Raw genomic sequence first — 14,551 nt, forward strand, 5'->3', positions numbered from 1 at the left:
CGACTACCACGCAAACTGAAGCAGCCGACCTCGTCGATGGCGACGTATCGGCCGAGGATGCGGTTCGGCAGGGTCAGTCGTCGTCGGCGAGCGAGGAGTAGGCCACGACGCCGCGCCGCAGCCGGCGGACCGCCTCGCGCGCGCTCTCACGCAGCGGGGTTGGACCCGCGGCGTCGGCGACCTGCCCGGCGAGGTCGACGAGCTGCTTCATCCAGCGCACGAAGTCGCCCGCGGCCAGGTCGCTGACCAGCAGCACGTCGTCGAGCTCGTCGCCCTCGGCCCAGCGGTAGGCCACCCAGGCGAACCCGAGGTCGGGCTGGCGGAGGAAGTCGAGCCGATGGTCGCGCTCGAGGGCGTCGAGGGTGCCCCAGAGCCGCACCATCTCGCCGACCACGTCGCGGACGGCGCCGCCCGGCATCCGCGGTGACGACGCGTCGTCGGGCCGGCGGGCCTCGAAGACCAGCACCGAGAGCACGGCCGCGAGTCCGGAGGGGTCGAGGTCGTCCCAGAGCCCGATCCGGATGCACTCCGCGGCGACCAGGTCGAGCTCGGAGTAGATCCGCATCAGCGGCCGGCCGCGCTCGGTGATCGTGTCGCCGTCGAGGTAGCCGAGTGCCGTCAGCACGTCGCAGACCCGGTCGAACGTGCGGGCCACGGTGTTCGTGCGCCGCTCGACCCGGCGCTTCAGGGTCTGCGCGTCGCGGTCGAGCTTGAACCACCGCTCGGCCCAGCGCGCATGGTCCTCGCGGTCCGGGCAGGCATGGCACGGGTGTGCGCGCAGCTGCGCGCGCAGCTCCGCGATCTCGTCGTCGGCCGCCGTGCGCGACCGGTCGTCCTTCGCGGTCCGCGACGGCGGGGGCGGCGCGAGGTCGTTGGTGCGCGACCGCAGCGCGGAGGCGAGGTCGCGCCGCATCTGCGGGTTGCGGCCGTTGAAGCCCTTCGGCACCCGGACCCGCGCCAGCGCGGTCACCGGGGTCGGGAAGTCGATCATCGCCAGCCGCCGGGCCTGTCGGTCGGCCGTCACGACGTACGGACGCGGGCCCTCCGGCGACCAGCCGGGGTCGACCACGACGGCGTACCCGGCGAACTTCCCGGTCGGCACCGCGATCACGTCGCCGGGCTTGAGCGCGCGCAGCGACTCCAGCGCCTCCTCGCGCCGGTCCGCCTTGCGCGCGCGGCTGGCGCCCTTCTCGACCTCGCCGATCCGGCGGCGGAGGCCGGCGTACTCCATGAAGTCGCCGAGATGACAGGCCGCCGCCTCGCGGTAGCCGTCGAGCGCGTCCTCGGCCGACCGGAGCTGCCGCGCCAGCCCGACGACCGCCTTGTCGGCCTGGAACTGCGCGAACGACTGCTCCAGCAGCTCCCGCGACCGCTCCCGCCCGAACTGGTGCACGAGGTTGACCGCCATGTTGTACGACGGGCGGAACGACGAGCGGAGCGGGTAGGTGCGCGTCGAGGCGAGGCCCGCGACCTGGCGTGGGTCCGTGCCCGGCTGCCAGAGCACGACCGCGTGCCCCTCCGTGTCGAGGCCGCGGCGGCCGGCGCGGCCGGTCAGCTGGGTGTACTCCCCCGGCGTGATGTCGGCGTGCGTCTCGCCGTTCCACTTCGAGAGCTTCTCGATCACGACCGTCCGCGCCGGCATGTTGATGCCGAGCGCGAGCGTCTCGGTGGCGAACACGACCTTGCAGAGCCCGCGCAGGAACAGCTCCTCCACGCACTCCTTGAACGCCGGCAGCATGCCCGCGTGGTGCGCCGCGACGCCGCGGGTCAGGCCATCGAGGAAGTCGTGGTAGCCGAGGACGTGCAGGTCCTCGGACGGCAGGTGCGAGCACGCCTCCTCGACGAACGCGTAGATCTCGTCGCGCTCCTCGGGCGTGGTCAGGCGGACGCCCGCGCTGAGGCACTGGGTGACCGCCGCGTCGCACCCGACCCGGCTGAAGATGAAGACGATCGCCGGCAGCAGCGCCATCCGGTCGAGCTGCTCGATCGCGTCGGGCCGGCTCGGGATCCACACCCGGCGGCCGTTGCCGACGTTGCGCTGCCCGGGCCGGCCCCTCCCGCGGGGAGTACGGCGGTCGCGGACCCGGGTGCTGGCCCAGTCGTCGCGGGCGATCTTGAGCAGCTCGTCGTTGACCGGCGCGCCCTCCTTCACGAATCCGGCCGCGGCGTCCACGTCGGACCTCGCGAACAGGTCGAGCACCCGGCGGCCGACCATCACGTGCTGGTAGAGCGGGACCGGCCGCCGCTCCTCGACGATGGTGCGGGTGTCGCCGCGGACCGTTTCGAGCCATTCGCCGAACTCCTCGGCGTTGGAGACGGTGGCGGACAGCGAGATCAGCGACACCGACTCCGGGAGGTGGATGATGACCTCCTCCCAGACCGCGCCCCGAGAGCGGTCGGCGAGGTAGTGGACCTCGTCCATCACCACGAAGCCGAGTCCCAGCAGGGTGCGCGACCCGGCGTACAGCATGTTGCGCAGCACCTCGGTCGTCATCACCACGATCGGCGCCTCGCCGTTGACGACGTTGTCGCCGGTCAGCAGGCCGACCTGCTCGGGGCCGTAGCGGGTGACGAGGTCGTTGAACTTCTGGTTCGACAGCGCCTTGATCGGCGTCGTGTAGAAGCACTTGCGTCCGGTCTGCATCGCGAGGTGGACCGCGAACTCGCCGACGACGGTCTTGCCGGAGCCCGTCGGCGCGGCGACCAGCACGCCGCGGCCGTCCTCGATGGCCCGGCAGCCCTCGAGCTGGAACTCGTCGAGCGGGAAGTCGTAGAGCGCCTGGAAGTCCTTGAGCACCGGGTGCTGGCGGTGCCTGGCGAAGTCGGCGTACCGCTCGGACGGACTGGCCTCGTCCGACGTCGTCATGCCCTCCAACCTACGCGAGCACCTGCAGCGCGCCGGCGGCGCACTCCACGGTCAGCGGGAGCGCGCCGAAGCGCTCGCCGTCGGCGTACGAGACGATCCCGGGCGCGGCGACCGTGACGGTCCTGACCCGGTGGTGCTCGTAGGCCGGGTGGGTGACGTGGGTGCCCTTGAACAGCTTCGGGTAGGTCCTGACCAGGCCGGGCCTGCTCATCGGCCTGATGATGACGACGTCGAGGTAGCCGTCGTCGAGGATCGCGCCCTCGGTGATGCGCAGTCCGCCGCCGAAGGACGGGCCGTTGCCGACCGCGACCAGCATCGCCTCCAGGAGCCGTTGCTCGCCGTCGAGCTCGAGCGCGTACGGGATCGGCCTGAACGTGCGCAGCTCGGCCAGCGTGGCGATGTTGTAGCGCATCTGGCCCTTCGGCCAGGTCATCTGGTTGGCCCGCTCGTTGACGATCGCGTCGAAGCCGGCGGCGAGCACCGTGACGAAGTACCTCGTCCCGGTCCGGGCCAGGTCGACGGCGCGGACCTCGCCGCGAAGCAGCTGCTCGGCCGCGGCCACCGGGTCCTTGCGCGCGATGTCGAAGTAGCGGGCGACGTCGTTGCCGGTGCCCGCCGGGATGATGCCGATCGGCGTACCCGTCCCGGCCGTCGCCTGGACGCCGAGGTGGACCATGCCGTCCCCGCCGCACAGGACCAGGCCGTCCGTGCCCTCCTCGACGACCGAGCGCGCCAGGTCGAGCGCCTCGTCGGCGTCGCGGCCCTCGAGGGTGCGCACGCTCAGCCCGGCGGCGCGGAGGTGGGTGGCGGCGGCATCGCGGAAGCGGGCACCGCGACCCTTGCCGGCGGTCGGGTTGGTGAGCAGCGCGATCTCCCTGAGGACCTTCACGCGGTGGACTCTAGGACTTCGCGGTGCCGATCCGCAGGCGGACGGAGTAGTGGTCAGGGGAGGCGCCGACCGCCTTGGCGAGCCGGCTGAGCGCGTCCATCACGAGGTCGGCGGTGAAGCCGGTGCCGGGGACGGCGAGCGTCACCCGCCCCTCGACCTCGACGACGAGCACCTGCCCGTGCCGCCACGCCTGGTGGGCGTCGTGGCGGACCTGCTCGTCGGCCACCGGGACCGGGTAGGCCTCGTCGACGGCGAGCAGGTCGCACGGCACCGGCGCGCGGTCGTGGCCGGTGAGCGTCCCGGCGACGTCGTACCCCCGCCGGAGACCGGACTCGGTGCTCCAGGTGACGTCCTCCTCGCCGAGCCAGTCGGGGAGGTCGAACGGGTCGACCGTGGTGATCCGACGGGTCACAGGGGCGCGGCCTCGTCGGGCGAGAGGCCCGAGAACGGGTTGCGGCGGGCACGGCGGTTGTCGTTCATCCGCGCGATCACCTCGGACACCAGGTAGAGGAGGACCATCGGGACGGCCATGAACGTCATCGTGAACGGGTCGGTCGACGGCGTGGCCACCGCCGCGAAGACGAAGATGGCGATGATGATCCAGTGCCGGTAGCGAGCGAGGGTGCGGCCCTTCACCACGCCGGCGCGGTTCAGCATGATCACGAACACCGGGATCTCGAAGGCGAGGCCGAAGACCAGCAGGGTGCGGAAGAAGAACTGCAGGTAATCGTTGAAGTCGAGGATGTTGGTGATCACGTCGGGGTTCAGGCCGATCAGGACCTCGAGGCCCTTCGGCAGGGTCAGGAACCCGAGCACCACGCCGGCCGCGAACAACGGGCCGGCGACGGCGAGGAAGACGTAGGACCAGCGCCTCTCGCTCGGGTGCAGGCCGGGAAGGACGAACGCCCAGATCTGGTAGAGCCAGATCGGGCTGGTGCCGATCAGCGCCGTGAAGCCGCAGAGCTTCAGGTAGAGCATCAGGCCGCCGCCCGCCCCACTCGTGGTCGCGAGCGTCGCGCCCTTGGGCAACGACTCCTTGGCGTCCTCGTAGGGGCCGTAGACGAAGTCGAAGAGCTGCTCGTAGAAGAACAGCGCGACGACGAGCGCGACGATCAGGGTCAGCGCCACCTTGAGGATCCGGGCGCGCAACTCCCTCAGGTGGTCCGAGAGCGCCATCCGCCCGTCGGCGCCGACGGGGTGGACGGGGGTCCCGGCGAAGAGCCGGAGGATCCCGCGGAGGGCCAACGTCAGCCGTTGTGCTTGTCGGTCTGGGAGTCCTCGGACCGGAGCGGCTGCTGCGCCTCCGTCGCCGGCGGGAGCTGGCTCGGCGGCGGGGCGGGCGCGTCCTTCTCGTCGTCGTCGCGCAGGCCCTTGGTCTCGGACTTGAAGATCCGCAGCGCCTGGCCCGTGCCGCGGGCGAGGTCGGGGAGCTTGGCCGCACCGAAGACGAGGATCACGATCGCCAGAATGACGAGCCACTCGGCTCCCTGGGGCATGCCGATCATTGGGGTGAGCATCGTGACCTCATCTGTCGATCTGTCGTGGTTGGTGCGGGACCCATCGTACGCCGGATCAGCGGTAGAGCCCGAGCGTGGTCCGGGCACGGTCGGCGAACGCCTCGTCGTACCCGGCCGGGCTGAGCACGCGCGCGTGCGGCGCCAGCCGGAGCAGCAGCCGCTGCAGCCAGCGCTCGTCGGCGACCAGCAGGTCGACCTCGAGCGTGCCGCCCCGGCGTGGGCGCACCGCCTCGACCGGGTAGTAGTCGATGATCCAGCGTGCGGCCGGCTCCAGACGGAGCGTCACCGGGGTGGTGTCGCCGCCGCGGGTGAACAGCCCGTCGCCCAGGTCGCGAGGCGGCTCGGCCTCGGTCGCGATCGGGTCGTCGAGGACCTCGGCGTCCTGGATCCGGTCCAGCCGGAACAGCCGCGGCCCGCCGGCGGCGTGGCACCAGGCGTCGAGGTAGGTAAAGCCCTCGGCGGCGACGACGCCGCGCGGGTCGACGGTGCGCTCGGACCGCTCGTCGCGGCTCGGCGCGAAGTAGGTCAGCCGGACCTGACGCCGGCGGGCGACGGCGTCCTGGAGGTCGGCCTCCAGCCGCGCCAGGTCGCGGCCGCGGGGCTCCTCCCCCGGGTCGATCAGCGGCACCGCGGAGCCCTGCGCGGCGGCGCCCTCGAGCTTGGCCAGCGCCCGGTCGACGACCTCGCGGGTGTCCGCGCCGGCGCCGCCGCGCAGGGCGCGGAGGGCGACGATGATCGCGGTGGCCTCGGTGGGCGTGAGCCGGAGCGGGCGGGCCAGGTACTCGGCGTTCGAGACCCGGATGACGCCGTCGGCCTCGGGTCCCTCGAGCGCGTCGAGGTCGACGTCGATCAGGTCGTCGGGGTAGCCGCCGGGCAGGCCGCACATGAGCAGCACCTTCAGGTCGCCGAGGAGCTGGTCCGCGGGTACGCCGAGGGCGGCCGCCGCCTCCTCCAGACGGACCGTCCCGTGGCGGTGGAGGTAGGGCACCAGGGTGAGCAGCCGGGCGACCTGGTCCTTGGCGCCGGCGGCGACGCTCACGAGGCGACCTCCACGACCGCGCGCAGCCGGCGGACGACCTGGTCGCGGAGCTCGGCGGGCTGCTCGACGTACACGTCGGGGCCGTAGCCGAGGATCTCGTCGGCGGCGTCGCTGCTGCGGCTGAGCACCAGGCGGTCCCAGCCCGTGCGGTCGTCCGGGCCGGGCACCCCGGTCTCGACCGACTCGGCGTCGCGGCGCAGCGCCAGTCCGGCGTTCTCGCGGACGAGCAGCACGACGCGGGTCGTGCGCGGGGGCGGGGCGAGCCGGACCGTGGTCGCACGGACGTCGGTGCCGTCGGGCACCTCGTAGGAGCCCGGCCGGCCCCGCTTGCGCGCCTCGCCCTGGACCCGCGAGAGCCGGAAGACGCGCTCCTCGCCCCGGTCGGTGTCGAGGCCGACGACGTACCAGCGTCCGGAGTAGCGGACCACGCCCCAGGGCTGAAGGTGGCGGGTCGCGTGCCCGACCGCGCCGGCCCGCCGGTAGTCGAACTCGACCGGCGTCCGCTCCTGGACCGCCTCCCAGAAGACGTCGAACGACGGCTCCTCGGCGCTCAGCCGCGGCTGGGCGATGTCCAGCGCGCTCACGTCGAGCGGGACGCCGAGCGCGGTGAGCTTGCGGACCGCCTCGGTGGTGGCCTCGGCGAGCCGGGCGTGCTGCCACACCCGGGTCGCCAGGCCGATCACCGCCGCCTCGTCGGCGGTGAGCTCGATGTCGGGCAGGGACAGCTCGTCGGCGCGGATCCGGTAGCCCGGCTCGTCATCGAAGTAGGCGTCCATGCTGCCCACCTCGATCGGCACCCCGAGGCTGCGCAGCTCCTCCTTGTCCCGCTCGAACATCTTCTCGAAGGCGTCCGTGCTCGAGTCGGGGTAGAGAATCGTGCGGATCCGCTCCTTGGCGACGTAGTGGCGCTGGACGAGCAGCATGATGAGCAGGTTGAGCAGGCGCTCACTCTTCTGCACGGTCAACGCGCACCTCTCCTGCTCCGTGGGCGCTACCCGGCGCTACCCGGCGCTCTTGGCGTCGCGGATGTCGACCACGAAGTAGAGCGTGCTGTTCGGCGGGATGCTCGGTTTGCTGTTGTCCGCACCGTAGCCGAGCGCCGGCGGGATCTGCAGCAGCACCCGGGAGCCGACCTTCAGCCCGGTCAGGCCGTAGGTCCAGCCCTTGACGACGCTCTGCAGGCCGAACGGCACCGGCTGCTGGGAGTAGCTCTCGTCGAACGGCTCCTTGGCGTCGTACACCATGCCGAGGTAGTCGGCGGTGACGGTGTCGCTCTCCTTAACGACCGCGCCGTCGCCCTCCTTGACCACGCTGCGGAGCAGGTCGCCCTCGGGGTCCGGCTTGTCCACGCCGCCGAAGTCGAGGCCGGTCACGTCGCCGCCCTTCTCGACGATCTTCGGGAGCTGCGACTGAGGGACGTCCTTGGGGGTGGGCGGCACGAACGCCTCGATCAGATCCACGATGAGCAGCACGGTGTCGGACTTGCCGATCTGCAGGCTCGGGTTGCCGCTGGCGCCGAACGCCTCCGCGGCGGTCGTGGTCACCGCGACGCGGGAGCCGATGGTCTGGCCGAGGATGGCGTCGCGGAACACCGGGCTGAGGTTCTTGGTGGCCATCACGGTCTCGGGCTGGGTCCCGTCGCCGAAGCCGCTGTAGGCCTCCTTCTGGGTCGTGCCGTTGCCGATCCACAGCCGCGCCTGCACCTGGTCGCCCTCGGCAAGCTTGTCGCCGTCACCCTCGATGACGACCTTGGTCTCGGTCTTCGTGGTCTGCAGTTCGCCGTCCCACGTGACCTCCGGCGCCTGGCCGAGGTCACCGCCGATGGTGACCCCCTGCACGGTGCCGCCGGCGGAGCTGTCGGTGCTCTTGTCACCGCCCTTGTCGGTGCTCGTGTCGTTGCCGCAGGCGACCAGCGTGGTCGCGAGCACGAGCGGAAGGAGCAGGGCGGGAAGGCGTCGGAGACGTCGGGGCACGGTGTTTCACCTATCGAATCGGGTTCGGTCCAGCGCCGCTCACCCTATCCGGCGGGCCTGAGCGGAACCTGATCGCGTGGTGGGGTCGCGGTCGCGGTTTGGTCACCAACCGCATGTTCTGGGGGCGAAATGTTGCGGTTGGTGACCAAACCACGACATTTCGACAACTCACATGCCGTCGATCAGGCGCTGCACGCGCTCGTCGTACGCCCGGAACGGGTCCTTGCAGAGTACGGTCCGCTGCGCCTGGTCGTTGAGCTTGAGGTGCACCCAGTCGACCGTGAAGTCGCGGCGGCGCTCCTGGGCGCGGCGGATGAACTCCCCCCGCAGGCGGGCGCGGGTGGTCTGCGGCGGGACCGACTTGGCCTCGAAGACCTTCAGGTCGCTGGTCACCCGGGCGACCGCGCCCCGCTTCTCGAGCAGGTAGTAGAGACCACGGCCGCGGTGGATGTCGTGATAGGCCAGGTCGAGCTGGGCGATCCGCGGGTGACCGAGCGGCAGCCCGTGTCTGGCCCGGTACTGCTCGATCAGCTTCCACTTGATGACCCAGTCGATCTCGCGGTCGACGAGGCCGAGGTCGTCGGACTCGACGGCCTTCAGCCCGCGCTCCCACAGGTCCAGGGCGGCCTCGATCACCGGCGTACTGATCTCCCGGCGGTCGACGAAGTCGCGGGCCTTCGCGAGGTACTCCTGCTGGATGTCGAGCGCGCTGGCCTCGCGGCCGTTCGCGAGGCGGACCTTGCGGCGGCCGCTGACGTCGTGGGAGATCTCCCGGATCGCGCGGATCGGGTTCTCCATCGTCAGGTCGCGCATCACGACCCCCTCCTCGATCATCCGCAGCACCAGGTCGCAGGTGGCCACCTTGAGCATCGTGGTGGTCTCGCTCATGTTGCTGTCGCCGACGATCACGTGGAGGCGCCGGTACTTCTCGGCGTCCGCGTGCGGCTCGTCGCGCGTGTTGATGATCGGCCGGCTGCGCGTGGTGGCGCTGCTGACTCCCTCCCAGATGTGCTCGGCGCGCTGGCTCACGCTGTAGCTGGCGCCCCGCGGGGTCTGCGTGATCTTCCCGGCTCCGACGACGATCTGGCGGGTCACGAGGAACGGGATCAGTACGTCGGCCAGCCGGCTGAACTCGCCGGCCCGGCTCACGAGGTAGTTCTCGTGGCAGCCGTAGGAGTTGCCGGCCGAGTCGGTGTTGTTCTTGAACAGGTAGATCTCGCCGGCGATGCCCTCGTCGTGTAGCCGTTGCTCGGCGTCGAGGAGCAGTCCCTCGAGGACCCGCTCCCCCGCCTTGTCGTGGCTGACCAACTCGACGACGTCGTCGCACTCGGGCGTCGCGTACTCGGGGTGGCTGCCCACGTCGAGGTAGAGCCGGGCGCCGTTGCGGAGGAAGACGTTGCTGCTGCGCCCCCAGCTGACGACCTTCCGGAACAGGTAGCGTGCTACCTCGTCCGGGCTCAGCCGGCGCTGCCCCTTGAACGTGCACGTCACGCCGTACTCGTTCTCGATCCCGAAGATCCGCCGGTCCACGGCCTCAGCCTAGGCGCACGGCGGTCGTCTGCGGTGTTCCGTGGTTGGCCCTGACGTTGCGGTTTGGTCACCAACCGCAACGTAACCGGGGCCATGTCATGCGGTTCCTGCCCAATCGACGATCCCTCCTTGACGCCGCCAACGGTTCATCATGCGTTCCCGGCCGGCCTCCGCGTACAGCGAGTTGTCGACGAGTCGGCGCCAGCGTATGAGCCGCCGCAGGTCCGGCTGGCGACCGAGCGCACGGTCCAGCTCCTGCATCAAGACAGCGGGATGATTGACCAGGTCGTCGAGTACGACGCCGCGGCGCGTGTAGCCCGCGGCCGACAGGGTGCGCTCTCGGCGCAGATCGGTCCGGTGCTGCCGCGCATCCCGGTGGTGCGCACCGTCGTACTCGTGGAGCATCGTCGTGCCGTCGACCATGAGATCCGCGCGTCCGAGGTGCCAGCCGGCGGCGTCGTACAGGTCCACCTGGGACGTGAAGGGGATCTCCATCTCGATGTGGAACTGTTGCAACAACGTCTCGGGGCCGGACTCTGCGCGGCCGGGCGCCCGGTGCCAGGCTTTGCGGAGCATGCGGACGCCCGGTCGTCGGGACGTCAGAATCTCCTCCATCCGATCGGCATCGAGGTCGCCGACGCGGAGGGCCGAGTCGACGAGCACCGTGAGGTCGAGCAGTCCGAGATCCCTAGCCGCACGCAAGAGGATCTCCTCTGGGGCGTCCACGGGCAGGCCGAGACGTCGGCTCGGTCTTCGCTCGCGTCGCAGCCGCGAGCAGATCAGGCCATGCCGACGTGGTCGCAGGTCGTCGCCGTCGACCGCGACGAAGACCGGCACCTGCTCCGGAAGCTTCGGCAACTGCCAGCCCATGAGTCGTGCCGCCGTGAGGTGGGTGAACACGACTGAGGGCGGGAGCACGAGCAGGTACGCCGCAAGGTCGCGCAGGAACTCCTCGCTGCCGCTGAGGTCGTTCCGCAGGCGAACGAACAGCCCGTGGCTCACGCGCCGGTGGCCAGCCAGCCGCACCTCTCCCCTGATGGGGTCGTCCGAGATCTGCATGCCCGCAACATTGCGCCGACCCGAGGCGCGGCAAACCGCGAGCGCATCGAGCTGTGGATGACCGCGGTAGGAACGGTTGGAACGGTTGCGGTTTGGTCACCAACCGCGGGCCGGAGGCGATCCGATATGCGGTTGGTGACCAAACCGCGTCACGCGCGGCTACCGAGGTCAGGAGACCGGCGGGGCGATGGGCGGGTCGTCGTCCGGGGGCGCCGCGGACTCCGACAGGGACTCGGTCGCGAGGTCCGCGGCGGGTTCGGAGGGGGCGGGCTCGGACGGGCCGCGGTCGCCGAGGAGCTCCTCGAGGCGGGCGGGGCGGAGGCGCGAGAACTTCCGGGGCTGGGTGCGGGTGCGGTCGAGCACGGCGACCTCGAGGTCCTTCACCGGGATCACCCGGTCGGCGTCGGCAGAGTGCCCGAGGGCGCCGACGGCGAGCGTCAGCGCGGACGCGAGCGAGGCCCCCTCGGCGTACCGCTCCTGGAGGTACGCCGCCACCAAGTCGGCCGCGCCGCCCATGACGGCGTAGCCGTGCTCGTCGGCGACCTGGCCGTCGTACGTCAGCCGGTAGAGCTGGTCCGCGGCAGCAGTGTCGCCGATCTCGGCGACGAAGAGCTCGACCTCGTAGGGCTTCTCGCCGCCCGAGGAGAAGATCGTGCCGAGGGTCTGGGCGTAGGCGTTGGCGAGGCCGCGGCCGGTGACGTCGCGGCGGTCGTAGGCGTAGCCGCGCATGTCGGCGAGGCGGACGCCGGCGATGCGCAGGTTCTCGAACTCGTTGTAGCGCCCGACCGCGGCGAACGCGATCCGGTCGTAGATCTCGGAGACCTTGTGCAGCGCCTGGGAGGGGTTCTCGGAGACGAACAGGACGCCGTCGGCGTACTGCACCGCCACCACGGACCGGCCGCGGGCGATGCCCTTGCGGGCGAAGTCGGCCCGGTCCTTCATCAGCTGCTCGGGCGAGACGTAGAACGGCATGCTCATCGCGGGCCGCCTTCCACGAGTGGGGCGGCGGGCCCGTCGGGCCGGGTCATCCGGCCGGCGATCACCTGGTCCGCGATCGCGGCCACCTCGGTGTCGGCCATCCGGCGCCCGCCAGCGGCGGTGATCACCTGGACGACCGGGAAGATCCGGCGGGTCAGATCGGGGCCGCCGGTCGCGGAGTCGTCGTCGGCGGCGTCGTACAGCGCCTGCACGACCGCGGTCACGCAGCCGGTCTCGTCGAGGTCCTCGCGGTAGAGCTTCTTCAGCGAGCCGCGCGCGAACAGCGAGCCCGAGCCCACCGAGTGGAACGCCGTCTCCTCATAGCGCCCGCCGGTCGCGTCGTAGCTGAAGATCCGGCCCTGGCCAGCGGCGAGGTCGAAGCCGGCGAAGAGGGGTACGACGGCCAGCCCCTGCATCGCCATGCCGAGGTTGCCACGGATCAGCGCGGCGAGCCGGTTGGCCTTGCCGTCCATCGAGAGCGTGGTGCCCTCGATCTTCTCGTAGTGCTCGAGCTCGGTCTGGAACAGTCGCACCATCTCCACCGCGATGCCGGCCGAGCCGGCGATGCCGACCGCGGAGAACTCGTCGGCCGCGAACACCTTCTCCATGTCGCGCTGGGCGATGATGTTGCCCATCGTGGCTCGCCGGTCGCCGGCCATCACCACGCCGCCGGGGTACGTCGCCGCGACGATCGTCGTGCCGTGCGGCGCGAGTTCGCCGGCGCGTCCCGGCGCGTGGCCCTGGGGCAGCGTGCGGCGGGCGGGCAGCAGGTCGGGCGCCTGATCGGCGAGGAAGTCGCTGAACGACGAGGTGCCCGGCTGCAGGAAGGCGGCCGGGAGTCGGGGGTCGATCACTGGCCGCCCTTCTGGATGAACGACTTCACGAAGTCCTCGGCGTTGGTCTCGAGCACGTCGTCGATCTCGTCGAGCAGGTCGTCGACGTCGCTGTCGAGGGCCTCCTTGCGCTCCGCGACATCGGTCTCCGGGGCGGTCTCGACGACCTCCTCGGACTCCGTGGACTTCCGCGGCTGCTTCTGCTCCTGTGCCATGCCCCCACCCTATCCAGCGAGCAGTGACCGCGACGGCACGAGCCGGCGCGTCGAGATCAGTGCGTGAGCGCGGTGAACAGGGCCTCGGCCGTCGCGCTGCGGTCGAGCAGTTCGCCCACATGGGCCTTGCTGCCGCGCAGCGGGTCGATGGTCGGCACGCGCTGCAGCGACTCGCGGCCGGGCAGGTCGAAGATGACCGAGTCCCAGGACGCGGCGGCCACGTGCTCGGCGTACTTCTCCAGGCAGCGGCCGCGGAAGTAGGCGCGGGTGTCCTCCGGCGGGTCGTGCATCGCGGCCTCGATCACGGCGCCGTCGAGCAGCCGCTCCATCCGTCCGCCGGCGACGAGCCGGTGGTAGAGGCCCTTCTCGGGGCGGATGTCGGAGTACTGGTAGTCGATCAGCTGGAGCTTCGCGTCGTCCCACGCCAGGCCGTCGCGCTGGCGGTACTGCTCGAGCAGCCGCAGCTTCGCCACCCAGTCCAGTTCGCGGGCGCAGAGCATCGGGTCGCGCTCCAGGCGGTCGAGCACGGACTCCCAGCGGGCGAGCACGTCGACGGTCTGGGGATCGGCGTCGGCGCCGTACCGGTCCTCGACGAACTTCTTGGCGAGGTCGAGGTACTCCAGCTGCAGCTGGAGGCCGGTCAGCGTGCGGCCGTCGGCGAGCGTGACGGTCTGCTGGAGGGTCGGGTCGTGCGAGATGGCGCGGAGCCCCGACACCGGGCCGTCGACGGTGAGGTCGGCGGCGATGAACCGGTCCTCGATCATCGCCAGCACGAGCGCGGTCGTGCCGACCTTGAGGTACGTCGCCACCTCGGAGAGGTTGGCGTCGCCGATGATCACGTGCAGCCGCCGGTACTTCTCCGGGTCGGCGTGCGGCTCGTCGCGAGTGTTGATGATCGGCCGCTTGAGGGTCGTCTCGAGCCCGACCTCCACCTCGAAGAAGTCGGCGCGCTGGCTGATCTGGAATCCCTGCTCGCGACCGTCCTGGCCGCGGCCGACCCGGCCGGCGCCGCAGACCACCTGGCGGCTGACGAAGAACGGCGTCAGGTGCCGGACGATGTCGCCGAACGGCGTGGAGCGGCGCATCAGGTAGTTCTCGTGGGCGCCGTACGACGCGCCCTTGTTGTCGGTGTTGTTCTTGTAGAGCGCGATCGGCGCGCCGCCGGGCAGCTGGCTGGCGCGGCGCTGGGCGTCGAGCATCACCTGCTCCCCCGCCTTGTCCCACCTCACGACGTCGAGCGGGGTGGTGACCTCGGGCGTGGAGTACTCGGGGTGGGCGTGGTCGACGTAGAGCCGGGCGCCGTTGGTGAGGATGACGTTGGCCAGCCCCATGTCCTCGTCGGTGAGCTGGCTGGGGTCGGCGACCTGGCGCGACATGTCGAAGCCGCGGGCATCGCGCAGCGGCGACTCCTCCTCGAAGTCCCAGCGCGCCCGGCGTGCCTTCGCGGTGGCCGACGCGTAGGCGTTGACCACCTGCGACGAGGCCACCATCGGGTTGGCCAGAGGCTGGCCCTGTACGGCGATGCCGTACTCGACCTCGGTCCCCATGACCCGGCGCACGCTCATGCACCGAGGGTACGCGAGGGCTCGGTGTTGGGCGCTCGACGTCCGCGGCTCCGACCGGGCCATCGCCGCAGCGGATGCGCTCGGCCT

Annotated in this window: 14 protein-coding genes; all 14 read right to left on the minus strand. The window is 71.3% G+C overall.

Going from position 1 to position 14,551, the window contains the following annotated elements; translation table 11 throughout:
• Positions 1 to 73: 73 nt before the first annotated feature.
• The 14 genes from ACYVKX_RS19420 to dop all read right to left on the minus strand — a co-directional run bounded on the left by ACYVKX_RS19420 (position 74) and on the right by dop (position 14,464).
• Positions 74 to 2,866 carry a DEAD/DEAH box helicase gene (locus ACYVKX_RS19420; RefSeq protein ID WP_460835325.1) on the minus strand — a complete coding sequence of 931 codons (2,793 nt, stop codon included), beginning with the start codon at positions 2,864 to 2,866 and terminating at the stop codon, positions 74 to 76.
• 10 nt (positions 2,867 to 2,876) lie between these two features.
• On the minus strand, positions 2,877 to 3,755 hold the full coding sequence (locus tag ACYVKX_RS19425; RefSeq protein ID WP_460835326.1) for a YegS/Rv2252/BmrU family lipid kinase: 879 nt from the start codon (positions 3,753 to 3,755) through the stop codon (positions 2,877 to 2,879).
• Between the two features lie 10 nt (positions 3,756 to 3,765).
• Positions 3,766 to 4,167, minus strand: coding sequence for a hypothetical protein (locus tag ACYVKX_RS19430; protein ID WP_460835327.1), 402 nt, complete (start codon positions 4,165 to 4,167; stop codon positions 3,766 to 3,768).
• On the minus strand, positions 4,164 to 5,000 hold the full coding sequence (gene tatC, locus ACYVKX_RS19435) for a twin-arginine translocase subunit TatC (RefSeq protein ID WP_460835328.1): 837 nt from the start codon (positions 4,998 to 5,000) through the stop codon (positions 4,164 to 4,166). The genes ACYVKX_RS19430 and tatC overlap by 4 nt, the downstream gene beginning before the upstream one ends.
• Positions 5,001 to 5,002: 2 nt before the next feature.
• A complete protein-coding gene (gene tatA / locus ACYVKX_RS19440; protein WP_460835329.1) occupies positions 5,003 to 5,251 on the minus strand; it encodes a Sec-independent protein translocase subunit TatA in 249 nt (82 codons plus the stop codon).
• 76 nt (positions 5,252 to 5,327) lie between these two features.
• Positions 5,328 to 6,311 carry a helix-turn-helix transcriptional regulator gene (locus ACYVKX_RS19445; RefSeq protein ID WP_460835330.1) on the minus strand — a complete coding sequence of 328 codons (984 nt, stop codon included), beginning with the start codon at positions 6,309 to 6,311 and terminating at the stop codon, positions 5,328 to 5,330.
• The gene (locus ACYVKX_RS19450) at positions 6,308 to 7,270 is read right to left on the minus strand and encodes a helix-turn-helix transcriptional regulator (RefSeq protein WP_460835331.1); all 963 of its coding nucleotides are present in this window, start codon (positions 7,268 to 7,270) and stop codon (positions 6,308 to 6,310) included. The genes ACYVKX_RS19445 and ACYVKX_RS19450 overlap by 4 nt, the downstream gene beginning before the upstream one ends.
• 42 nt (positions 7,271 to 7,312) lie before the next feature.
• Positions 7,313 to 8,284 carry an FKBP-type peptidyl-prolyl cis-trans isomerase gene (locus ACYVKX_RS19455; RefSeq protein ID WP_460835332.1) on the minus strand — a complete coding sequence of 324 codons (972 nt, stop codon included), beginning with the start codon at positions 8,282 to 8,284 and terminating at the stop codon, positions 7,313 to 7,315.
• 168 nt (positions 8,285 to 8,452) lie between these two features.
• Entirely contained in the window at positions 8,453 to 9,814 is a 1,362-nt protein-coding gene (pafA, locus tag ACYVKX_RS19460; RefSeq protein WP_460835333.1) for a Pup--protein ligase, read from the minus strand.
• Positions 9,815 to 9,910: 96 nt separating this feature from the next.
• Complete coding sequence (locus ACYVKX_RS19465; RefSeq protein WP_460835334.1) at positions 9,911 to 10,873, minus strand: hypothetical protein; 963 nt, start codon at positions 10,871 to 10,873, stop codon at positions 9,911 to 9,913.
• Positions 10,874 to 11,041: 168 nt separating this feature from the next.
• Positions 11,042 to 11,851, minus strand: a complete 810-nt coding sequence (prcA, locus tag ACYVKX_RS19470) for a proteasome subunit alpha (RefSeq protein WP_460835335.1) — start codon at positions 11,849 to 11,851, stop codon at positions 11,042 to 11,044.
• On the minus strand, positions 11,848 to 12,705 hold the full coding sequence (gene prcB, locus ACYVKX_RS19475) for a proteasome subunit beta (protein WP_460835336.1): 858 nt from the start codon (positions 12,703 to 12,705) through the stop codon (positions 11,848 to 11,850). The genes prcA and prcB overlap by 4 nt, the downstream gene beginning before the upstream one ends.
• A complete protein-coding gene (locus ACYVKX_RS19480; RefSeq protein WP_460835337.1) occupies positions 12,702 to 12,899 on the minus strand; it encodes a ubiquitin-like protein Pup in 198 nt (65 codons plus the stop codon). Before ACYVKX_RS19480 ends, prcB begins: the two co-directional genes overlap by 4 nt.
• A gap of 56 nt (positions 12,900 to 12,955) precedes the next feature.
• Positions 12,956 to 14,464, minus strand: a complete 1,509-nt coding sequence (gene dop, locus ACYVKX_RS19485) for a depupylase/deamidase Dop (RefSeq protein WP_460835338.1) — start codon at positions 14,462 to 14,464, stop codon at positions 12,956 to 12,958.
• Positions 14,465 to 14,551 lie beyond the last annotated feature (87 nt).

This window comes from Nocardioides hungaricus (assembly GCF_054782915.1).

What these genes read in the sequence shown, in the direction of transcription:
- ACYVKX_RS19420 (WP_460835325.1), bottom strand. Translation starts at nt 2,866, where the DNA reads ATGACGACGTCGGACGAGGCCAGTCCGTCCGAGCGGTACGCCGACTTC.
- tatA (WP_460835329.1), bottom strand. Translation starts at nt 5,251, where the DNA reads ATGCCCCAGGGAGCCGAGTGGCTCGTCATTCTGGCGATCGTGATCCTC.
- ACYVKX_RS19465 (WP_460835334.1), bottom strand. Translation starts at nt 10,873, where the DNA reads ATGCAGATCTCGGACGACCCCATCAGGGGAGAGGTGCGGCTGGCTGGC.
- prcA (WP_460835335.1), bottom strand. Translation starts at nt 11,851, where the DNA reads ATGAGCATGCCGTTCTACGTCTCGCCCGAGCAGCTGATGAAGGACCGG.
- ACYVKX_RS19480 (WP_460835337.1), bottom strand. Translation starts at nt 12,899, where the DNA reads ATGGCACAGGAGCAGAAGCAGCCGCGGAAGTCCACGGAGTCCGAGGAG.
- dop (WP_460835338.1), bottom strand. Translation starts at nt 14,464, where the DNA reads ATGAGCGTGCGCCGGGTCATGGGGACCGAGGTCGAGTACGGCATCGCC.